General features: G+C 63.5%; 16 protein-coding genes. 11 read left to right on the forward strand and 5 right to left on the reverse strand.

Features of this window, described 5'->3' with window-relative positions; genetic code table 11:
* Window positions 1-57 precede the first annotated feature (57 nt).
* Genes ABGX75_RS04825 through ABGX75_RS04835 form a run of 3 tightly spaced genes read left to right on the forward strand, consistent with a single transcriptional unit; the run spans window position 58 to window position 3,091 of the window.
* Window positions 58-1,509 carry a sodium-dependent transporter gene (locus tag ABGX75_RS04825; RefSeq protein ID WP_179152830.1) on the forward strand — a complete coding sequence of 484 codons (1,452 nt, stop codon included), beginning with the start codon at window positions 58-60 and terminating at the stop codon, window positions 1,507-1,509.
* A complete protein-coding gene (locus ABGX75_RS04830; RefSeq protein ID WP_179152829.1) occupies window positions 1,506-1,814 on the forward strand; it encodes a hypothetical protein in 309 nt (102 codons plus the stop codon). Before ABGX75_RS04825 ends, ABGX75_RS04830 begins: the two co-directional genes overlap by 4 nt.
* Entirely contained in the window at window positions 1,811-3,091 is a 1,281-nt protein-coding gene (locus ABGX75_RS04835; protein ID WP_287125003.1) for an FAD-binding oxidoreductase, read from the forward strand. The genes ABGX75_RS04830 and ABGX75_RS04835 overlap by 4 nt, the downstream gene beginning before the upstream one ends.
* 92 nt (window positions 3,092-3,183) lie before the next feature.
* Here ABGX75_RS04835 and gnd read toward each other — a convergent pair whose 3' ends face one another.
* The 3 genes from gnd to ABGX75_RS04850 form a co-directional block, all read right to left on the reverse strand.
* Window positions 3,184-4,161, reverse strand: a complete 978-nt coding sequence (gnd, locus tag ABGX75_RS04840; protein WP_110061885.1) for a phosphogluconate dehydrogenase (NAD(+)-dependent, decarboxylating) — start codon at window positions 4,159-4,161, stop codon at window positions 3,184-3,186.
* Between the two features lie 127 nt (window positions 4,162-4,288).
* Window positions 4,289-5,551, reverse strand: a complete 1,263-nt coding sequence (locus ABGX75_RS04845; protein WP_011505974.1) for a ribonucleotide-diphosphate reductase subunit beta — start codon at window positions 5,549-5,551, stop codon at window positions 4,289-4,291.
* 136 nt (window positions 5,552-5,687) lie between these two features.
* Complete coding sequence (locus ABGX75_RS04850; protein ID WP_347410626.1) at window positions 5,688-8,618, reverse strand: ribonucleoside-diphosphate reductase subunit alpha; 2,931 nt, start codon at window positions 8,616-8,618, stop codon at window positions 5,688-5,690.
* 559 nt (window positions 8,619-9,177) lie between these two features.
* On the opposite strand from ABGX75_RS04850, the gene ABGX75_RS04855 reads away from it, so the two are divergent.
* Window positions 9,178-9,897: a response regulator gene (locus ABGX75_RS04855; RefSeq protein ID WP_011505976.1), complete on the forward strand. Its 720-nt coding sequence runs from the start codon at window positions 9,178-9,180 to the stop codon at window positions 9,895-9,897.
* 2 nt (window positions 9,898-9,899) lie between these two features.
* Entirely contained in the window at window positions 9,900-11,552 is a 1,653-nt protein-coding gene (locus ABGX75_RS04860) for an ATP-binding protein (protein WP_011505977.1), read from the forward strand.
* Between the two features lie 15 nt (window positions 11,553-11,567).
* Here ABGX75_RS04860 and ABGX75_RS04865 read toward each other — a convergent pair whose 3' ends face one another.
* Window positions 11,568-12,482, reverse strand: a complete 915-nt coding sequence (locus ABGX75_RS04865) for a LysR family transcriptional regulator (RefSeq protein ID WP_011505978.1) — start codon at window positions 12,480-12,482, stop codon at window positions 11,568-11,570.
* Window positions 12,483-12,650: 168 nt separating this feature from the next.
* Between ABGX75_RS04865 and metE the strand changes: the two genes are divergently transcribed.
* Together metE and ABGX75_RS04875 are read left to right on the forward strand one after the other, a co-directional pair.
* Entirely contained in the window at window positions 12,651-14,936 is a 2,286-nt protein-coding gene (metE, locus tag ABGX75_RS04870; RefSeq protein ID WP_179152823.1) for a 5-methyltetrahydropteroyltriglutamate--homocysteine S-methyltransferase, read from the forward strand.
* A 283-nt stretch (window positions 14,937-15,219) separates the two neighbouring features.
* Window positions 15,220-15,912 carry a C-type lysozyme, inhibitor gene (locus tag ABGX75_RS04875; protein ID WP_148266791.1) on the forward strand — a complete coding sequence of 231 codons (693 nt, stop codon included), beginning with the start codon at window positions 15,220-15,222 and terminating at the stop codon, window positions 15,910-15,912.
* 9 nt (window positions 15,913-15,921) lie between these two features.
* Here ABGX75_RS04875 and ABGX75_RS04880 read toward each other — a convergent pair whose 3' ends face one another.
* Window positions 15,922-16,800, reverse strand: coding sequence for a MurR/RpiR family transcriptional regulator (locus tag ABGX75_RS04880; protein ID WP_347410627.1), 879 nt, complete (start codon window positions 16,798-16,800; stop codon window positions 15,922-15,924).
* Window positions 16,801-16,931: 131 nt separating this feature from the next.
* Between ABGX75_RS04880 and ABGX75_RS04885 the strand changes: the two genes are divergently transcribed.
* The 4 genes from ABGX75_RS04885 (at window position 16,932) to ABGX75_RS04900 (ending at window position 20,769) form a co-directional block, all read left to right on the forward strand.
* Entirely contained in the window at window positions 16,932-17,729 is a 798-nt protein-coding gene (locus ABGX75_RS04885) for an N-formylglutamate amidohydrolase (protein WP_148266855.1), read from the forward strand.
* A complete protein-coding gene (locus tag ABGX75_RS04890) occupies window positions 17,704-18,318 on the forward strand; it encodes a TRAP transporter small permease subunit (RefSeq protein WP_347410628.1) in 615 nt (204 codons plus the stop codon). The genes ABGX75_RS04885 and ABGX75_RS04890 overlap by 26 nt, the downstream gene beginning before the upstream one ends.
* Complete coding sequence (locus ABGX75_RS04895) at window positions 18,318-19,640, forward strand: TRAP transporter large permease subunit (RefSeq protein WP_179152820.1); 1,323 nt, start codon at window positions 18,318-18,320, stop codon at window positions 19,638-19,640. Before ABGX75_RS04890 ends, ABGX75_RS04895 begins: the two co-directional genes overlap by 1 nt.
* A gap of 76 nt (window positions 19,641-19,716) precedes the next feature.
* The gene (locus tag ABGX75_RS04900; RefSeq protein WP_347410629.1) at window positions 19,717-20,769 is read left to right on the forward strand and encodes a TRAP transporter substrate-binding protein; all 1,053 of its coding nucleotides are present in this window, start codon (window positions 19,717-19,719) and stop codon (window positions 20,767-20,769) included.
* Window positions 20,770-20,775: the final 6 nt, after the last annotated feature.

The following is a 20,775-nucleotide window of genomic DNA, read 5'->3' on the forward strand; positions in this document are numbered from 1 at the left end:
ATGGTCGGGTCTGGGAGCGTTCGACCATCCAGGCAGAACGTGTCATGGAGTCCAAAGATGACAACAACAATTTCTCGAGAACAATGGGGTAGTCGCTTCGGCTACCTGATGGCCGTCGTCGGCGCCATGGTGGGGGCCGGCAATATCTGGCGCATGCCCTACGTGACGGGAGAGAACGGCGGGGGCGCCTTCCTGATCGCCTACTTCCTGCTGCTCTACCTGATCGCGGTACCCGGCCTGATGGGCGAGACCAGTCTCGGTCGCCATACTCGGCAGGGATTGATCGGCACCTTCCGCAAGCTCTACGGCAACAACCGCCTTGTCGGCCTCGGGCTGGTGATCCTGATCTTCAACATCGTGCTGATGTCCTACTACTCGTCGATCGTCGGCTGGTCGATCTACTATGCCTTTCATGCCGTGATCGGCACCTTCACCCAGACCGACTTCGACACCGCCGCCCTGTGGCAGGCCTTCAGCGGGAACACCGCCCTGAACGTCGGCATGCACAGCGTCGCCATGCTGCTGGTCACCGGCATCCTGCTGTTTGGCATCAAGGGCGGTATCGAGCGTCTGGCCAAATGGATGATGCCGATCCTGACCATTGCCCTGATCGCCATCGCCATTCGGGGCGTGACGCTGCCGGGCGCCATGGCCGGTCTGGAGTTCAGCTTCTCCCCCAACTGGGCCTACCTGGCACGAGGCGAAACCTGGCTGGCGGCCCTGGGACAGGCGCTATTTTCCACCGGGCTCGGCTGGGGCATCGCCCTGACCTATGGCAGCTACCTCGGCCGCAACGATGACATCCCCCTCGGTGGCGGCATCTTCACGGCAATCGGCAACACCAGCTTCGGCCTGCTCGCCATCTTCGCCGTCTTTCCCATCGTCTTTGCCTTCGGCATCTCGCCCAGCTCCGGCGCCGAACTGGCGTTCGTGGCCCTGGCCAATGCCTTCGGCAGCATGACGGGCGGTTATCTCTGGGCCCTGCTGTTCTTCATGGGCTTCTTCTTCGCCAACCTGACCACCGCCATCGCCATCACCGAGGTCGGCGTCACCACCTACCGGGAGGAGCGCAACACGAGTCGCACCAAGGCCGTGCTGACCATCTGCGGCATCATCTGGCTGCTGGGCATCCCCAGCGCCATGAACGCCAATATCCTCGGCTACCTGGATTTCGTGGTCGGCAACTGGGGACTGCCGCTGGCGACCTTCATCATCATGATCGCCATCGGCTGGAAGTTCGATGCCCGTCGGCTGCGCGTGCTGAGCCTCAACCGGGGCGCTGATGTTTATGTGCCGCGCATCTGGGAGCTCGTGGTGCGCTACCAGATCCCTGCCATCATGCTCGGTATCATGGCCTACTTCCTCTATACCAACCTCGGTCAGACGCCATGGAAGACGATCAGCGGCCTGGCCCTCCTGACCCTGATGATCCCGCTGTGCATGTGGATCATGAAGCGTCGCCATGACACCCCCCATGTCGCCACGTCCACCGGAGATCAGTCATCATGAGCCTGTCCGCCATCATCGTCATGCTCGCGTCCATCGTGGCCCTGTGGGGCGTAGCCGGCTATGCCCTGATCGTCTCGATGCGCCATGAAGAACGTAAATTGTCCCTGCTTCACTCTCAGGGCGATTTCGAACCTTATTCGCCACGCGCCTTCCGGGATCTCGAGCACTGGTTGACGCAGCATCCCGACAGCGAACACGCTCCGGAAATCCGGGAATGGCAGGATCGGCAGCGCCAGTCCCTGCAGCGCAACCCGCGACGCTTCTACGACTGGTCGAGCGACGACGACCCCGGGGAGGCAGCATGAAATCGGCCTGTATCTGGACGTCCACCTCCCCCGAATGCCAGCGGGAGTATCCCCGCCTGGAGGGCGATAGCAGGGCCGATGTCGTCGTCATCGGAGGCGGCATCACCGGGCTCAGTACCGCTCTGCACCTCGCCGAGGCCGGTGTCTCGGTGCTGCTGCTGGAGGCGGGCGACATACCCAGCGGCGGCTCCGGGCGCAGTGTCGGCCTGGTCAACGCGGGGATGTGGATCCCGCCGGACGATATCCTGGAGGCCCTGGGGCCGGAAAACGGCGAGCGCGCCAACGAGGTGCTTGGCCGTGCGCCTGCCCAGGTCTTCGCGCTCATCGACCGGCATGACATCGACTGCCAGGATACCCGGACCGGCACCCTGCACCTCGCGCACAACAGCAAGGGCGCCGAGGAGCTGGTGCGCCGCTTCGAGCAGTTCTCGCGGCGCGGCGCACCGGTCGAGTTGCTCGAAGGGGACGAGTGTCGGCGACGTGTCGGCACCCACCGCATCCAGCGAGCCTTGCTCGACCGGCGGGCCGGCACCCTCAACCCGACAGCCTATACTCGAGGACTCGCCCGGGCGGCTCATGCCGCAGGCGCCAGCCTGCACACTCACAGCGCTGCCGAGGGGATTCGGCGCGACGGTGACGCCTGGCGGGTCGACACGCCGCAGGGCAGCGTCCGAGCTCCGCGACTGGTGATCGCCACCAATGCCTACACCGAAGGGCACTGGAATCAGGTGCGCGAGCACTTCTTCCGCGGGCACTTTTATCAGGTTGCTTCCCCGCCGCTCTCCGACGAGCTTGCCGGCGACATTCTGCCTGAACGCCAGGGAGCCTGGGATACCCGCACGGTGCTCAGCAGCCTGAGGCGCGATGCCGAGGGCCGATTGATTCTCGGCAGTCTGGGCTGCGGCGACAGCAAGCCGGCGTCGTTCCTGCGCTGCTGGGCCGATCGGGTGCAGCGCCATTATTTTCCGCAACTGGGACGGGTGGACTGGGAGTGTACCTGGACAGGGCAGGTCGGCTTCACGCCGGACCACACCCTGCGGCTTTTTGAGCCGGCACCCGGCATCCTGGCCGCGGCCGGTTACAACGGTCGCGGCATCACCACCGGCACGGTGGTCGGCCAGGGCTTCGCCCATTACCTGAACACTGGCGATGACAGCCTGTTGCCTCTGCCGCTATGCACGCCTCGGCCGATACGTGCGAAACCGTTGTGGAGTTCCGGTTACGAAGGCGGGTTCACGCTCTACCATGCCGGGCAGTGCCTGCGCGTGCTTATATGAGGATGGGCTGCGCCGGCTGGCCCGTCGTGGCGTCGTGCTAGTGCCTGCCGCCGGCGCTTCCGGCGGCAGGCGCCACGGCTTTCAATCAGCGCTCACTTCGGCGGTTCGACGTGGCCGCCGAAACCGAAGCGCATGGCGGAGAGCAGCCGGTTGGCGTAGGTGCTGTCCTTGCGCGAGTTGAAACGCGCGAACAGGGCGTTGGCCAGTACCGGGGTGGCGACGCCTTGCTCGACGGCGGCGTCGATGGTCCAGCGTCCCTCGCCGCTGTCGGCGACGGCGCCGGAGTAATGATCGAGCTTGGGGTCGCCGGTCAGTGCCTGGGCGGTGAGGTCGAGCAGCCAGGACGAGACCACGCTGCCGCGACGCCAGACTTCGGCCACGTCGGCGAGGTTGAGGTCGAAGCGCTCGTCTTCCGGCAGGTCCGGCGACGACTTGCTCTGCATCAGCTCGAAGCCCTCGGCGTAGGCCTGCATCAGGCCGTACTCGATCCCGTTGTGCACCATTTTCACGTAATGCCCGGCGCCCACCGGCCCGGCATGGATGTAGCCGCGCTCGGCGCTGTCGTGCGGCGCGTTGCGGCCGTGGGTGCGTTCCAGGTTGCCGTAACCGGGGGCCAGGGTATCGAACAGCGGATCGAGGTGCTCGAAGACATCGCGTTCGGCGCCGACCATCATGCAGTAGCCGCGCTCGAGGCCCCAGACGCCGCCCGAGGTGCCCACGTCCGCGTAATGGATGCCCTTGGTGGCCAGGGCCTTGGCGCGGCGGATGTCGTCCTTGTAGAAGGTATTGCCGCCGTCGATGATGATGTCGCCTGGCGCCAACCGTTCGGCGAGGGCCTGGATCGTTTCCTCGGTGGGGTCGCCGGCGGGCAGCATGACCCATACCACGCGTGGCGCTGCCAGCTTGTCGATCAAGTCGATCAGCGAGTCTGCCTGAGTGGCGCCATCCTCGATCAATGCCGAGGCGATGGATTGATCGCGGTCGTAGGCGACGACCTCGTGATCGCCACGCATCAAGCGCCGGGCGATATTGCCGCCCATACGGCCGAGTCCGATGATACCGAGTTGCATGTTCTTACCTTTCGAGGTGATCTGGGTAGGGAAGTCGGAACGGCGGCAAGCCTACCGCTAGCGAAGGCATGACGCAAAGCGGGCCATGCCGTCCGGCATGGCCCGCGGCGCACGTTCAGGCGGCGCCTCAGTCCCAGCTCAGTGCGCCGCCGACCTGGTATTCGGTGACGCGGGTTTCGAAGAAGTTCTTTTCCTTGCGCAGGTCGATGATCTCGCTCATCCACGGGAACGGGTTCTCCGCGCCGGGATACTGTTCCTTCAAGCCGATCTGCGCCAGGCGGCGGTTGCAGATGAAGTGCAGGTACTCCTCCATGATCGCCGCGTTCATGCCGAGTACGCCGCGCGGCATGGAATCGCGCGCATAGGCGATTTCCAGCTCGGTGCCCTCGATGATCATCTGCGTGACCTCGTCCTGGAATTCCGGCGTCCAGAGGTGCGGGTTCTCGATCTTGATCTGATTGATCATGTCGACGCCGAAGTTCAGGTGCATGGACTCGTCGCGCAGGATGTACTGGAACTGCTCGGCGACGCCGGTCATCTTGTTGCGCCGACCCATGGAGAGAATCTGGCTGAAGCCGCAGTAGAAGAAGATGCCTTCGGTCACGCAGTAGAAGGCGATCAGGTTGCGCAGCAGCTCCTGGTCGGTCTCCGGGGTGCCGGTGTGGAAGTCCGGACGCGCCAGCGACTGGGTGTGCTTGAGGCTCCACGCCGACTTGGCGGCGACCGAGGGCACTTCGCGATACATGTTGAAGACTTCGCCTTCGTCCATGCCCAGCGATTCCACGCAGTACTGGTAGGCGTGGGTGTGGATGGCTTCCTCGAACGCCTGGCGCAGCAGGTACTGGCGGCACTCGGGATTGGTGATCAGGCGATAAAGCGCCAGCACCAGGTTGTTGGCGACCAGCGAGTCGGCGGTCGAGAAGTATCCCAGGCTGCGCTCGACGATGCGGCGCTCGTCTTCGGTCAGGCCGTCATTGCTTTTCCACAGCGCAATGTCGGCGTTCATGTTCACTTCCTGCGGCATCCAGTGATTGGCGCTGCCATCCAGGTATTTCTGCCAGGCCCATTCATACTTGAAGGGCACCAACTGGTTGAGGTCGGCGCGGGCGTTGATCATCTGCTTGTCGTCGACCTCGATGCGTGCCGCGCCCATTTCCAGCTCTTCCAGGCCGGCGGCGACGTCGAGTTCGTCCAGTGCCTTGCGCGCCCGTGTCAGGCGATCTTCATCGGCAACCTGATAACGGGAAGCGCTTTCGCGCACTTGCTCGGGGGCCGGCGCCTCGGGCGTGGCCTGCGGTGTCGGCTTGGCAGCCGGCGCGGGCTTTTGCGCCTCGGCGGCGGCGCTCTCGTCATCAACCGTGTCTTCGTGGAATTCGTCCCAGTTCAGCATGTGTCCGTCCCGTTCTCTCGCTGGCGGCGTCATGCGCTGACGCCGGTGGCTAGACTGTGTGCGCTACGAGCTACGAGCTACGAGCTACGAGCGGTTTGTGGCTCGCGACTCGAAGCCCGTAGCCGGCGCGAAGCGCCTATTGGCAAGCCTCGCAGCCCAGTTCGTCGATGTCGCCTGCCGAGGGCGCGCGTGAGCCGCTGCCGCTCTTGCCGGTCAGGAAGTCATCGATGCCGCGTGCCTCGCCGCTGGCGTCGCTCGCCGCCGGGCTGGGGCTGGGCGAGGGAGCAGCCGCGGGTTGCGGGCTGGCGGTGCCGCCGGTATTGCCCACGGCATTGAGCTTGCCGCGATCGACGGTGGACTTCTCCACCGAAGTGGCGCCCAGCGCACGCAGGTAATAGGTGGTCTTGAGACCGCGGAACCAGGCCATGCGGTAGGTGACATCGAGCTTCTTGCCCGAGACGCCGGCGATGTAGAGGTTCAGCGACTGGGCCTGATCGATCCACTTCTGGCGCCGCGCGGCGGCTTCCACCAGCCACTTGGGCTCGACCTCGAAGGCGCTGGCATAGCGTGCCTTGAGATCGTCCGGAATCCGGTCGATGGGCTGCACGCTGCCATCGTAGTACTTGAGATCGTTGATCATGACCTCGTCCCACAGGCCGCGGGCCTTCAGGTCATTGACCATGTAGGCGTTGACCACGGTGAACTCGCCCGACAGGTTCGACTTGACGAACAGGTTCTGGTAGGTCGGCTCGATGGACTGGGTGACGCCGCAGATATTGGAGATCGTCGCGGTCGGGGCGATCGCCATGACGTTGGAATTGCGCATGCCCTGGCGGGTGACCTTGTCGCGCAGACGCGCCCAGTCCTGGGTGGTGGACGTGTCCACCTCGATGTAATCGGCACCGCGTTCCTCGGCCAGCTTGGCGATGGAGTCGATGGGCAGCACGCCCTTGCTCCACAGCGAGCCCTCGAAGCTCTGATAGCGCCCGCGCTCGGTGGCCAGGTCGCTGGAGGCTTCGATGGCGTGGTAGCTGATCAGCTCCATCGAGGTGTCGGCAAACGTCACCGCGTCGTCGCTGGCATAGGCAATGCCCAGCTGGTACAGGGCATCCTGGAAGCCCATCAGGCCCAGGCCCACGGGGCGATGCTTGAAGTTGGAGTTCCTGGCCTGCGGCACCGCGTAATAATTGATGTCGATGACGTTGTCGAGCATGCGCACGGCCGTCTTCACGGTCTTCTTCAGCTTGTCGCCGTCGAGCCGTCCGTCGACGATGTGTTGCGCCAGGTTGACCGAGCCCAGATTACACACGGCGATTTCGTCCGCCGAGGTATTCAGCGTGATCTCCGTGCACAGGTTGGAGCTATGCACCACGCCGGCATGGTTCTGCGGGCTGCGCAGGTTGCAGGGATCCTTGAAGGTGATCCACGGATGGCCGGTCTCGAACAGCATGGACAGCATCTTGCGCCACAGGTCCTTGGCCTTGACCCGCTTGAAGAGCTTCAGCTGTCCGTTGCGGGTCATCTCCTCGTACTCGGCGTAGCGCTTTTCGAAGGCGGCGCCATACAGGTCGTGCAGGTCCGGGCAGGTGGACGGCGAGAACAGCGTCCACTCCTCATCGTCGAAGACACGCTTCATGAACAGGTCGGGCACCCAGTTGGCGGTGTTCATGTCGTGGGTGCGGCGGCGATCGTCGCCGGTGTTCTTGCGCAGCTCGAGGAATTCCTCGACGTCCAGGTGCCAGGTCTCGAGGTAGGCGCACACCGCGCCCTTGCGCTTGCCGCCCTGATTGACGGCGACGGCGGTGTCGTTGACCACCTTGAGGAACGGCACGACGCCCTGCGACTTGCCGTTGGTGCCCTTGATGTAGGAGCCCAGTGCGCGTACCGGCGTCCAGTCGTTGCCCAGGCCGCCGGCCCACTTGGAGAGCAGGGCGTTGTCGCGGATCGCGCTGTAGATGCCGTCCAGCTGATCCGGCACGGTGGTCAGATAGCAGCTCGAAAGCTGACTGCGCTGGGTGCCCGCATTGAACAGCGTGGGCGTGGAAGCCATGTAGTCGAAGCTGGAGAGCAGTTCGTAGAACTCGATGGCCCGCGCTTCGGGATCGTCCTCGTTGAGCGCCAGCCCCATGGCGACGCGCATGAACATGACCTGCGGCAACTCGTACCGGACGTCGTCGTGGTGCAGGAAGTAACGGTCGTAGAGCGTCTGCAGGCCCAGGTAGGTGAACTGATTGTCGCGCGTATGGTCCAGCGCCGCGCCGAGGCGGTCGAGATCGAACTCGCGAAGGCGTTCGTCGAGCTGCTCGAACTCGATGCCCTTGTCGATATACGCCTTGAAGGCGGGGGCGTACAGTGTGGCCATCTCCTGGTAGGTCGCCTCGTCGGCGATGCCCAGGAAGGACAGCGCCTCGCGGCGCAGGTTGTCCTGCAGCAGGCGTGCGGTCGCGTAGGTGTAGTTGGGTTCCTTTTCGACCAGCGTGCGCGCGGTCATCATCAGCGCGGTGGCCACGCCGTCGATGGGGACGCCGTCGTAGAGGTTCTTCAACGAGGCATCGACGATCTTTTGCGGCTCGACGTTGGCAAGGCCTTCGCAGGCATCGGCCACCAGGGTCTCGACCCGGCCCAGATCGAGGGGACGCACGGTGCCGTCGGCCTGGGTGACGTTGAGGCTGGGGTGCGGTTTGGCGATATCGGCGCCCTGGGGCTGGCGAGCGCGAGCATGCTCCTCGCGATACAGCACATAGGCACGGGCGACCTTCTGCTCGCCGGCGCGCATCAGTGCCAGCTCCACCTGGTCCTGGATGTCCTCGATATGCAGCGTGCCGCCGTCGGGCATGCGCCGCAGGAAGGTGTCGACGATGCTCTGGGTAGCCTCGCTGACGAATTCACGGATGCGCGACGATGCAGCGGCGTTGTCGCCTTCGGTGGCGATGAACGCCTTGGTGATCGCCACCGAGATCTTGCTGCCGTCGAAGGCCGCGACTTCACCCCCACGCTTGATGACGCGCAGTCGTTGCGGCGCGGTGATGTCCACTGACGCCTTGCCAGGGGAAATAGAGGTATCCATGACGCCTTCCTGTCGTTACGGGTCCGGGTAAGAGCTGCCGTTCGATGTCCGTATCTCGAGAAATCCCGTGATAACGTGACGATCGCCGATTTCGTCGCTTTTAGCGGCATTTTCATGCCACGAAAGTACCAATCGGGGCGAGCACGAGAAATACGAGCGTCCCTATATATGGGGGCCGTCTGTGTGATGAGCACAAGATAGAGCCGTTTTTCGGGGGTCGCAAGTGGATAAGTTGTGGATAGTCTGTGGCTCTCCTGGGGGCTGTTCTTGCGCTTCGTCAAGTTTTTCGTAACCCGCTGGCACGGGACGATTTTTCAAGATGCGTATCTATCTCTATGATGCTCGACATCTAGTCGAGAGTGATTTCGGGTATCATTGTCCGCTATCCGCTATGGTAGGGAGTGGCGACATTCAACCCCCGTCATGTCGCTCATTCCGGCCAAGCCGGAATAGCGTGCAGACAGACAAGAAAGGCGCGCTAGACAATAAAAAAGAGGCGAAAGGAACTCGCACGACAAGGCCGAAGGTAGGCAGGGCTTCATGGCACCAATGCAAAGGGATGGATGACAGCTTGGACAGCAGCAAACATCACGATCACGTCCTGATCATAGAGGACGACGAGCGGCTGGCGCACTTGACGCGCGAATATCTCGAGGCCAACGAGTTCCGGGTCGACCTGGAATACGACGGCGCGCGTGCCGTCGAACGCATCCTCGATGAACAGCCGGACATAGTGATTCTCGACCTCATGCTACCCGGTGAGGATGGCCTTTCCATCTGCCGCCGGGTACGCGGCCATTACGCCGGCCCTATCCTCATGTTGACCGCGCGTACCGATGACATGGACCAGGTCCTGGGGCTCGAAATGGGGGCGGACGACTACGTGCCCAAACCCGTTCAGCCGCGTGTCCTGCTGGCGCGCATGCGAGCCTTGCTGCGGCGCGCCGATACACTGGATGCAGCCAGCGGGGCCACACGACTGACCTTCGGCAATCTGCTCATCGATAGCGCCACCCGCGAAGCATGGCTCGACGACGAGCGCATCGACCTGACCAGCGCCGAGTTCGATCTGTTGTGGCTGCTGGCCGACAATGCGGGACGCGTGCTGACCCGGGAGGAAATCTTCTCGCAGTTGCGGGGGATCAAGTACGACGGTCAGGATCGTTCGATCGACGTGCGCGTATCGCGAATCCGGCCCAAGATCGGCGACGATCCCAATCATCCGCACCGGATCAAGACCGTGCGCAGCAAGGGCTATCTTTTCGTCAGGGATAGCTGACGTTGATCCGGCGCACGCTGTCGGATAGCACCTTCCTGCGTGTGTATGCGCTATTGCTGCTCGCGCTGGTGCTGACCTTCGGGCTGGCCCTGCTCGGCTATCTCGTGGTCGATCAAGTGCGCCAGGAGAACTACCGTGAACGCCTCGCCAGCGGGCCGATGCAGGTGCTCGCGCAACTCGCCGCCGAGCAGCCGGCCGCGGAACGCGACGAGTGGCTGGCGTCGATGTCGTCGACCCTGGGCGTGCCCATGACACTGCGACCCATGAACGGTGTCGCGTTGAGCTATTTCGAGCGTTCTCGCCTCGATGAGGGGCGCCCCCTGATCGAGCGTCACGACTCGGCCTGGTCGGCATTGCGCCGCCTGCCGGACACGGACTGGCTGTTGGAAGTGCGTGTCGGGGCGCTCAAGGAGATGCAGTTGCGGGGCGCCACCGAGGCGTTGCGGACCTGGCTCAGCGGGGTCTCGGAAGACGAGAGTGCCGCGCGCCTGGCGCGGCTCAAGCGTGCCTTCAAGATTCCCCTGGGGGTGGCGCCGGAGCCACCGTCGGGGGTCGACCCCATTCAACAGGCGCGGCTCGAGGGAGGCGAAGTCGTCGTGCGTCTCGAGCCGGGGCTCGGGGTGCTCTACGTGCATGCGCGTCTGGGATCGGACCGCTGGCTGACGATCGGGCCGATTCCTTCCTTCGAACCGATGCCGGTATCGCTGGCGCTCGCCTTGCTGGGGATCGTGCTGCTGGTGCTGGCCGGCACCATCTATCTCGTGGTGCGCGGCGTGGAGGGACGCGTGGAGCGTCTGGAGCGGGCGGCGACACGCATCGCCGGGGGCCACCTGGATACCCGCGTCAAGGTGGAGAGCAGCGACTTCTTGGGGCGCCTGGGCATGGCGTTCAACGGCATGGCCGCCCAGGTGCAGTCGTTGCTGCGCACCCAGCAGGAAATGATTCGCGCCGTGTCCCATGAGCTGCGTACCCCGGTGGCGCGAATTCGCTTCGCCGTGCAGATGGTCGAGGACATGACTGACGAGCCGGTGGTGCGCCGCCAGCTGCAGGATATCGACGGCGATATCGAGGAGCTCGATCAACTGGTCGACGAGATCCTGACGTACGCCCGTCTGGGCAGCGACAGTGCCCAGGGCATCCAGCTCGCCACTGAAACCACCGATTGCCGGGCCATGGCACGTCGCGTGGTCGAGACGCTGGCGCCGCTGCATCCGCACCTGACGCTGGAAGTGCTGGATGGCGAGGACGTCGACGTCGAGGCCGACCCGCGCTATCTGCAGCGTGCGCTTTCCAACCTGGTGGCCAACGCGTGCCGGCATGCGGAAGCGCGTGTCTGGGTGCGGGTGATGCGCGACCCCCGTGCGGTTCGTCTGGATGTCGAAGACGACGGCGCCGGGGTGCCCGAAGCCGATCGTCTGCTGATCTTCAAGCCTTTCGCGCGGCTCGACGACAGCCGCACGCGGCGCTCCGGAGGCTACGGGCTGGGGCTGTCCATCGTGCAGAAAATCATGATCTGGCACGGCGGTAGCGTGGTGGTCGAGCGCAGCACGGAACTCGGCGGCGCGCGCTTCAGTCTGCTGCTGTCCACCGCCGGAGTGGCCCAGCACGAGCGGCGCCAGGGCAAGGCCAGGCCGTCGCACGGTGGCGAGGCCTGATGCCCGGGGCGATGCCTACGCCGGCTTGATGCCCGCGAGGACGGCGAAGGACGTTTCCCTCGCGGTGCGCAGAAAATCCTCCATCCACGGGGCGTCGCGGCTTTCTTCGCGGATCGCCGCGAACAACGTGCTCCACACCCCCTGCTCGCCGAGATGCAGGGCGCGTACATAGCCGCGCTCCAGGTATTCGGTGAGCGCCCAGTTGGGCAGCGCGCAGACGCCACGCCCGCTGGCCACCAGCTGCATCATCATGATCGTCAACTCGGCGGTGCGCACCTCGGCCGGCGTGAAGCCCGCGGGCGTCAGAAACTGCGTGAAGACATCCAGGCGCGTGTGTTCCACCGGGTAGGTGATCAGCGTTTCGCGTGCCAGTTCCTCGGGAGTCACCCAGTCGCGCCGTGCCAGCGGGTGCTGCTTGCCCACGGCCAGCAGGCCTTCGTAACGGAACAACGGCTCGTAATGAATGCCGGCCAGCGGCTGGGGGTCGGCGGTGATGACCAGGTCCAGCGACTCCCGCGCCAGCGAGGGCAGTGCATCGAAGCTGTAGCCGCTGGGAATGTCGACCTCGACTTCCGGCCAATGGTCGCGGAAATGATCGATGGTCGGCATCAACCACTGAAAGCAGCTATGGCACTCGATGGCCATGTGCAGCCGGCCCTGTTCATGACCGGCCAGGCGTGCCAGGTCGCGTTCGGCCATGCGGATCTGCGGCAGGATCTGTTCCGCCAGCGCGAGCAGGCGTTCCCCGGCACGCGTGAAGGTGACCGGGCGTGTCTTGCGTAGAAACAAGGGGCTGCCCAGGCGCTCCTCGAGATCCTTGATCTGGTGCGACAGCGCTGACTGCGTGAGATGCACCCGTTCGGCGGCTTCGACGAGCGAGCCGGCGTCGCGTAGGGCGATTAGGGTGCGGAGGTGGCGAAGCTCGAGCATGTTGTATGAGTGCCGTTCATTTTGATGATTAGTTAATTTAGTTTGATTCACTCAGTGTCGCCAGCGAGACTGCTGCCAGCGCGTCACGGCACCGCGACGCCGTGATACAGAAAGTCACTTATTGCTGAAAGTCACTCATTCTAGCCGGATACCGCAAGGGGAAACACGATGGCGCTGGCACACATTCTTGGCTATCCGCGCATTGGCGCGAATCGCGAACTCAAAAAGGCCGTCGAGGCTTACTGGAAGGGAGATATCGACCAGGCCGAGCTGGAACGTCGTGGCCAGGCGTTGCGGGCCGAGCACTGGCAGGCCAGCCGCGATGCGGGACTCGATTTCGTGACCGTCGGCGATTTCGCCTTCTACGACCAGGTGCTGAACGTCAGCGCGATGCTCGGCGCGGTGCCGCCGCGCTTCGGCGCCATCGACGGCGATGTCGACCTGGATACGACATTTCGCATGGCGCGTGGCCGCGCGCCGAGCGGCACCCCCGCCGCCGCCTGCGAAATGACCAAGTACTTCGATACCAATTATCACTACCTGGTGCCCGAGCTGCATGCCGGCCAGCGCTTTCGGGTGGCGTCCACGCGCTTGTTCGACGAGGTCGCCGAGGCCCAGGCCGCGGGGCATCCGGTCAAGGTGGCCCTGCTGGGGCCGGTGAGCTGGTTGTGGCTGGGCAAGGAAAAGAGTGCCGGGCTCGACCGCCTGACGCTGCTCGACGACGTGTTGTCGGTCTATGGGGAAATCCTCGAGCGTCTCGCCGCGCAAGGTGTCGAATGGGTGCAGCTCGACGAGCCGGCGCTGGTGCAGGATCTGCCCCGCGATTGGCGCCAGGCGTTCGAGTCCGCCTACAACAAGCTGCAATCCGCCCCGGTCAAGCTGTTGCTGGCGACCTACTTCGGGGCGCTGGGCGACAACCTGGGCCTTGCCGCAGGGCTGCCGGTAGCCGGCCTGCATATCGACACGGTGCGGGCGCCCGAGCAACTCGACGCCGTGCTCGATCGCCTGCCCACCTACAAGGTGCTGTCCCTTGGCGCCATCGACGGGCGCAACATCTGGCGCGCCGATCTGGCAGCGCTGCGTGAGCGTCTGCAGGTAGCCCGGGCGCGTCTCGGCGAGCGCCTGTGGATCTCCGCCTCCTGCTCGTTGCTGCATGTGCCGGTGGACCTCGACGCGGAAACCGACCTCGATGCCGAGCTCAAGAGCTGGCTGGCCTTCGCGCGGCAAAAGCTCGACGAGATCGTCACGCTGGCGCATCTGCTCGACGGTCGCGCCACGCCGGAAGACACCGCGCGACTGGAAGCTGCGACGGCGGCGCTGGACGCACGCCGTCAATCGCCGCGCATCCACAAGCCGGCCGTGGGCGAGCGTCTGGCGGCGGTGTCCGCCGACGATGCCGAGCGTGCAAGCCCCTACGCGACGCGTGCCAAGGCGCAGCATCGCCACCTGGACCTGCCACTGTTTCCGACCACCACGATCGGCTCCTTTCCGCAGACCCAGGACATCCGGGCCGCACGACGCGCCTTCAAGAGCGGCGAGCTGAGCCGCGATGACTACGAGGCCCGCATGCGCGACGAAATCGCCCATGCCGTCGAACGCCAGGAAGCGCTGGCCATCGACGTGCCCGTGCACGGCGAGCCGGAACGTAACGATATGGTCGAGTACTTCGGCGAGCTGCTGGACGGCTTTGCCTTCACGCGTTTCGGCTGGGTGCAGAGTTACGGCTCGCGCTGCGTGAAGCCGCCGGTGATCTTCGGCGATGTGAGCCGTCCCGGGCCGATGACGGTGCGCTGGAGCGAATACGCGCAATCGCTGACCGACAAGCCCATGAAGGGCATGCTCACCGGCCCGGTGACCATCCTGCAGTGGTCCTTCGTCCGCGATGACCAGCCGCGCGATGCCACCTGTCGGCAGATTGCCCTGTCCCTCCGGGACGAAGTCGCCGATCTCGAGGCGGCAGGCATCAAGATCATCCAGATCGACGAGCCGGCACTGCGTGAAGGCCTGCCGCTGCGGCAGGGTGAGTGGCAGGAGTATCTCGACTGGGCAGTGAAAAGCTTCAAGCTGAGCGCGGCGGTGGCCCGTGACGAGACGCAGATCCACACGCACATGTGCTACTCGGAATTCAACGACATCATCGCGGCGATCGCGGCCCTGGATGCCGACGTCATCACCATCGAGACGTCGCGTTCCGACATGGAACTGCTCGATGCCTTTCAGGATTTCGCGTATCCCAACGAGATCGGCCCGGGGGTGTATGACATCCATTCGCCGAACATTCCCGAGGTGGAATGGATGGTGAGCCTGATGGAAAAGGCCGCCGAGAAAATCCCGGCCGAGCGGCTTTGGGTGAACCCGGACTGTGGCCTGAAAACACGCGGGTGGGCCGAAGTCGAGCCGGCGCTGGCCAACATGGTGGAGGCCGCACGGGAGTTGCGTCGCCGTTACGGCTGAGGTCGTCCGACGACGTCCTGCACGCGCCGCCGGGGCATCCCCCGGCGGCGTTTGCGTTTCTTGCGGCAGTGACGTTTCTCACGGCGAACGGGCTGTTATGCTATCGGCCGTCTTTGATTGAACGATATCGCATGGAGCATGCTCTCGATGCATGGGCATGCGCCATCCAGCAAGGAGAAGCTGAATGTTTCCCAGCGTGTCTCGACGTGCACGGCACGTCCTGTCGGGTGTGATGTGCGCGGCCGTATTGAGCGGTTGCGCGAGTTCCACAGAGCCGCCACGCGTGAGCGACGCCTCGGGAGAAGAGTTCACGCCACCGCCGCGTCTCGATGACGTGGCGGACAAGGCCGACGATGCCCCCACGTCGCCGTTGCTGCCGAGCGCCTTCTTCGCCGATGGCGCGGAGGCGTTCGTCTCCTGGCGCTGCACGCCGGCTCAGGACCTGATCTCGGCGGCGCCCAAGGGGCATCTGCGGCTATGGTCCGGCCAGGGCTACTACGAACTGGCGCGCACCGTCGTCGCCGAGGGCGAACGCTATGAGAAGGGCACGTTGTCGTTCGTGGAGCACGACGGGCAGGCGCATGTCGAAAGCGATAACGGCCAGCTCGCGTGCCAGCGCGACGCGCGTCGCGAGTCGACGACCCGGAAGGCGGCGCCGGGCGTGATCTTTCAGGCACGCGGCAACGAGCCTGGCTGGCTGCTCGAACTCGATCGCGAGACGTCCCGGATGACGCTCACCACGGATTACGGCGAGCACGTGCGAACCTTGCCTTATCATGTCGCCCGGCTGGATAACGGGCATCAAGCGGCCATGACGCTGCGCGCGCATGACGATGGCACTCCCATCACCGTCCGGCTGCGGGCACGGGCATGTTTCGACAACATGAGCGGCAAGCCCTACCCGGTGCAGGTGAGCGTCGAGCAGGGCGATCAAACGCTGGTGGGCTGTGGCCAGGGCGTGGAGCGAAGAGACTGAATCTCGGCGTCAGGTGAACTTGCGAAAGAAATGAGTCTTGTCGAACAACTCATCCAACCGCTCATAGCGATCACGAGCGTCGGGCCAGCGTTGCTCCTGGACCGAGGCGATCATGGTTTCCAGCAGCATCATGGTCGCTACGTTGGAATCCCAGCCCGAGGGGATTTCCACCCGGCAGTGAAAGGTCAAATCGGCGAGCGTCGAGATGGGGGAGCCCCACTGATCGGTGAATAGCACGATTTGCGCACCGCGCTTTTGGACTATTTCCGTCAGGCGCAGCAGGTTGGTCTCGTACCGCCGGACGTCGAAGATCAGCAAGGTGTCCCCGGGCTCCATGTCCAGCACGTAATGCGGCCAGGTGCCCGAGGATGAGGTCATATGGGTTACCCCGGGGCGCACCGCCTGGAAATGCGTGAAGGCATAATCGGCCAGCGCCTGGGTGATGCGCCCACCGACAATGTAAAGACGCTTCTCGGTATTGGCCAACTGGCGGGTCGCTTGATCGAACCGTTCGGTATCGATATGAGCGAAGGTCTGCTGCAGGTTGTTCGTGACCGCCTGGGAGAACCGGTTGAGCAGATGCTCCTGGGGGGCCTCGGATGACCAGTTGTCACGCCTCTTGGTGGGCCCGACGCCCTTTGCTTCCAGCTCGCTCAGCAGTGCCTTGTGGAATTCCGGGTAGCCCTTGAATCCCAGCTTCTTGACCATCCGCGCCACGGTGGGAGACGACACCCCCACGTTGCTCGCCACGATAGTGATCGAGGCGAGACCCGCCGCGGGATAGTTATCGAGTAGTGCATTGGCAAACTTGCGTTCCGCTTGCGTCAACGCCGAGTAGTGCTCTCGGATCAGTTCACGCACGGTCGAGGCGGCATTGGTGGTCGCCATCACATTCTCCTCCCGAGTCGTTCTGCGCGGATGCTGACCGTGACATTTCAGCGTTTTCATGGTCTTTGAAAAAATATTGACACGTGGTCTTGGCGACGTCTATATCTTTACATAGTCGCGGAGAAATCATGATGTCCAGCGAATTAGAACAATTATCCCAGAACGTCGAGATTCTCTATCGGTATGCCAAGGGCCCGGCTCTCCTGCTGTGCGAGCACGCGTCGTACCATATTCCCGAGTGCTACCACGGACTGGGACTGGACCCCGCCCACCGCCGCAGTCACGCCGCCTGGGATCCTGGCGCACGCGATGTGGCCATTGCGCTGTCGGGATTGCTCAATGCTCCGCTGGTGGCAAGTCGTGTCTCGCGGCTGGTCTACGACTGCAATCGTCCTCCCGAGGCGGCCAGCGCAATGCCGGAGCGCTCCGAGATCGTCGAGGTGCCGGGTAACCGCGGGCTGACGTCAGCGCAGAGAGCCGCTCGGGTCGAGGCCGTCTACGAGCCGTTTTGCAAGGCTGTGACTCAGGTGCTGGCACAGCGCAAGGCTCACGATATCCCTACCGTGCTGATCACGGTTCACAGTTTCACGCCTACCTTTCATGGCCGGGTGCGTAAGGTCGAGATCGGCATTCTGCATGATGCCGATCGCCGTCTGGCCGATGCGATGCTGGCGAACGCCCATCGTCTGGCCCATCGACGCATTCAGCGCAACGCGCCCTACGGGCCGCAGGACGGCGTCACCCATTCGCTGGTGCGCCACGGTATCGACAATGGCCTGGCGAACGTGATGATCGAGATTCGCAACGACCTGCTGGCCACGCCGGAAGATGCTCATTCCATGGCCCGGGAGTTGATGCAGCTGATTCAGCCGGCGCTGACCGCTCTGGGCGTCGAGCTTGCTCATGGCGGGGGTAGGCATGATGCCTAGAGTCATTCTCGGTTACATCAGCGCGATCGATGCGATGAACCGTTTCATCGGGCGGATCGCGATGTATCTGATCTTCGTGCTGATCGCGGTGCTGCTGTGGTCCTCGGTCTCCAAGGTGTTTCTGACACCCACGATGTGGACGCTGGAGACCGCACAATTCGTCATGGTGGCGTATTTCGTGCTGGGCGGACCCTACTCGATTCAAATGGGCTCGAATGTGCGCATGGATCTTTTCTACGGCGACTGGAGCCCGAAGACCAAGGCGTGGGTCGATGCCTTCACGGTCTTCTTCCTGATCTTTTACCTCGGTGTCCTGCTTTATGGCGGGTTGGTATCGACGGCCTATTCTCTCGGCTACTTCGGTAACGAGCCGTTCGACTTCCTCTTGAGCCTCGTTGGCACTTTCTTCACGGAAGGGACCGCGGCGGCCGGTGACAAGCTCGGTTTTCTGGAACGTAGCCCGACGGCCTGGAGACCCTGGCTGTGGCCCATCAAGGTCGTGCTCTGTCTCGGTGTGCTGCTGATGATCCTTCAATCTCTTGCCGAATTTTTCCGGGATGTCGGCCGTCTGCGCGGGGTGCTCGACTGATGTCATATGAAATGATCGCCATCGTGATGTTCAGCTCGATGATGCTGATGCTGCTCACCGGACAACGTGTTTTCGGCGCCATCGGCTTCGTCGGCGCCCTGGCGGGGGTCCTGCTGTGGGGAACCGGTGGAGTGGACATTCCGTTCTCGTCCGCGATGAAGCTGATGAAATGGTACCCGCTGCTGACCCTGCCAATGTTCATCTTCATGGGGTACGTGCTCTCGGAAAGCCGTATCGCCGATGACCTCTATCGGATGTTTCATGTCTGGATGGGGCCGATCAAAGGCGGCCTGGCCATTGGCACGATCGGGCTGATGGTGTTGATCTCGGCCATGAACGGGCTGTCGGTGGCCGGTATGGCGATCGGCGCCACCATCGCCCTGCCCGAACTGCTCCGGCGCGGGTACGACAAGATCATGGTCACCGGCGTCATCCAGGCGGGGTCCAGTCTCGGCATCCTGGTGCCGCCTTCGGTGGTGCTGGTGCTGTACGCCATGATCGCGCGCCAGCCCGTAGGACAGTTATGGCTAGCCGGCGTGCTACCGGGGCTGATGATGGCGACGCTCTTCATCATCTATATCTATGTGCGCTGCCGCTTTCAGCCAAGCCTGGGCCCCGTTCTTCCCGCCGAGGAACGGAACGTGTCGCTGGCCGAGAAACTGCGCCTGCTGAGGGCGGGGCTGCTGCCCCTGGTGATCTTTGCGGTGATGATGGTGCCCTTCGTCAAGGGCTGGACATCCTTAGTCGAAAGTTCGGCGGTCGGCGCGATGGCCGCGCTGCTGGCGGCTATCCTCAAGGGACGAATGACGCGCCAGGTCTTCGAGGTATCGGTGCGCAAGACGCTGGCCATTTCCTGCATGTTCATGTGGATCATCCTGGCAGCCTTGGCCTTCGGGGCCATATTCGACGGCCTGGGGGCGGTGAAGGCCATCGAGGGCCTGTTTACCGAGCGTCTGGGGCTCTCGCCCTGGACGATTCTGATCCTCATGCAGCTCAGCTTCATCGTCATGGGGACCTTCCTCGACGATACCGCCATGCTGGTGATCGTGGCGCCACTTTACGTGCCGTTGGTCGAGGCGCTGGGATTCGATCTGATCTGGTATGGCGTTCTCTACACGATCACGACGCAGATCGCCTACATGACGCCGCCATTCGGATACAACCTTTTCCTGATGCGTGCCATGGCGCCCCCGGAGATCGGGCTGCGTGACATCTATTTATCCATTCTCCCCTTCGTGGCGGTGATGATGGCAGCCTTGAGTCTGGTCATGGTCTTTCCGCAGATCGCCCTTTGGCTTCCAGGCTACATTTATGGGAGTTGACAGCAGCGTGACCGAGCAACGATAGCCCTGACAAGGGCCATGTCCATTCGATAGTGACACCAGGAGAGCTACAAAAATGACAACAAGACGCAAATTTCTGATCAATGCCGCAGCCGGTGCAGCCATCATGCCGCTGGCCTCGAGGGTCATGGCCCAGTCATCCTCCGAGCCGACCATCAAGTGGCGCATGCAGACCTATGCCGGGGCCGCCCTGGCCGAGCATGTGGCCAAGCCTGCCATCGACCTGTTCAACCGGATCGCCGGGAATCGCATGCAGATCGAGCTGTACAGTGCCGATCAACTGGTGCCGACCGGAGAGCTGTTCCGGGCGATGCAGCGCGGCACCATCGATGCCGTGCAGTCGGATGACGATTCGATGGCATCTCCCACCGAGGTCACCGTCTTCGGAGGGTACTTCCCCTTCGGTTGCCGTTATAGCCTCGATGTGCCGGTACTGTTCAATCAGTACGGGCTCAAGGAAATCTGGGAAGAGGAGTACGCCAAGGTCGGCGTCAAGCATGTGAGCGCCGGCGCCTGGGATCCGTGCCATTTCGCCACCAAGGAGCCGATTCGCAGCCTCAAGGACCTGGAGGGCAAGCGTGTCTTTACCTTCCCCACCGCCGGACGTTTTCTGTCCCGGTTCGGTGTCGTGCCGGTCACGTTGCCTTGGGAAGACATCGAGGTGGCCTTGCAGACCGGCGAGCTGGACGGGATCGCCTGGTCCGGCATCACCGAGGACTACACGGTCGGTTGGGCCAACGTGACCAACTACTTCCTGACCAACAACATCTCGGGTGCCTGGATCGGCCATTTCTTCGTCAATATGGAACGCTGGGAGGAGCTTCCGGAAGACCTCAGACTCCTGTTCGAGGTGTGCTGTGAGCAGTCTCACTACCATCGCCAGTACTGGTACTGGGGTGGCGAGGCCAGGCTGCGCGTCCACGGTGACAAGCTGGAGCTGACTTCCATTCCCGACGCCGAGTGGGATCAGGTAGAAACGGCGGCCCAGGAGTTCTGGGATGAAATCGCGGCGCAATCCGAGACCAAGGCCAAGGTGGTCGAAATCTTCAAGCAGTACAACGCCGATATGCGCAAGGCCGGCAGGCCCTATCGTTACGTCGATGCATGAGTCGGC

It is taken from the genome of Chromohalobacter sp., from assembly GCF_039830575.1.
GTDB classification, from domain to species: Bacteria; Pseudomonadota; Gammaproteobacteria; order Pseudomonadales; family Halomonadaceae; genus Chromohalobacter; species Chromohalobacter israelensis.

Bases quoted from the DNA above. Each gene is read 5' to 3' on its own strand.
- ABGX75_RS04885 (WP_148266855.1), top strand. From the start codon at position 16,932: ATGTCCAGCGAATTAGAACAATTATCCCAGAACGTCGAGATTCTCTAT.
- ABGX75_RS04880 (WP_347410627.1), bottom strand. From the start codon at position 16,800: ATGGCGACCACCAATGCCGCCTCGACCGTGCGTGAACTGATCCGAGAG.
- ABGX75_RS04890 (WP_347410628.1), top strand. From the start codon at position 17,704: ATGGCGGGGGTAGGCATGATGCCTAGAGTCATTCTCGGTTACATCAGC.
- ABGX75_RS04845 (WP_011505974.1), bottom strand. From the start codon at position 5,551: ATGCTGAACTGGGACGAATTCCACGAAGACACGGTTGATGACGAGAGC.
- ABGX75_RS04895 (WP_179152820.1), top strand. From the start codon at position 18,318: ATGTCATATGAAATGATCGCCATCGTGATGTTCAGCTCGATGATGCTG.
- ABGX75_RS04835 (WP_287125003.1), top strand. From the start codon at position 1,811: ATGAAATCGGCCTGTATCTGGACGTCCACCTCCCCCGAATGCCAGCGG.
- ABGX75_RS04825 (WP_179152830.1), top strand. From the start codon at position 58: ATGACAACAACAATTTCTCGAGAACAATGGGGTAGTCGCTTCGGCTAC.
- ABGX75_RS04850 (WP_347410626.1), bottom strand. From the start codon at position 8,618: ATGGATACCTCTATTTCCCCTGGCAAGGCGTCAGTGGACATCACCGCG.
- ABGX75_RS04900 (WP_347410629.1), top strand. From the start codon at position 19,717: ATGACAACAAGACGCAAATTTCTGATCAATGCCGCAGCCGGTGCAGCC.
- ABGX75_RS04830 (WP_179152829.1), top strand. From the start codon at position 1,506: ATGAGCCTGTCCGCCATCATCGTCATGCTCGCGTCCATCGTGGCCCTG.
- ABGX75_RS04855 (WP_011505976.1), top strand. From the start codon at position 9,178: ATGGATGACAGCTTGGACAGCAGCAAACATCACGATCACGTCCTGATC.
- ABGX75_RS04865 (WP_011505978.1), bottom strand. From the start codon at position 12,482: ATGCTCGAGCTTCGCCACCTCCGCACCCTAATCGCCCTACGCGACGCC.
- gnd (WP_110061885.1), bottom strand. From the start codon at position 4,161: ATGCAACTCGGTATCATCGGACTCGGCCGTATGGGCGGCAATATCGCC.
- metE (WP_179152823.1), top strand. From the start codon at position 12,651: ATGGCGCTGGCACACATTCTTGGCTATCCGCGCATTGGCGCGAATCGC.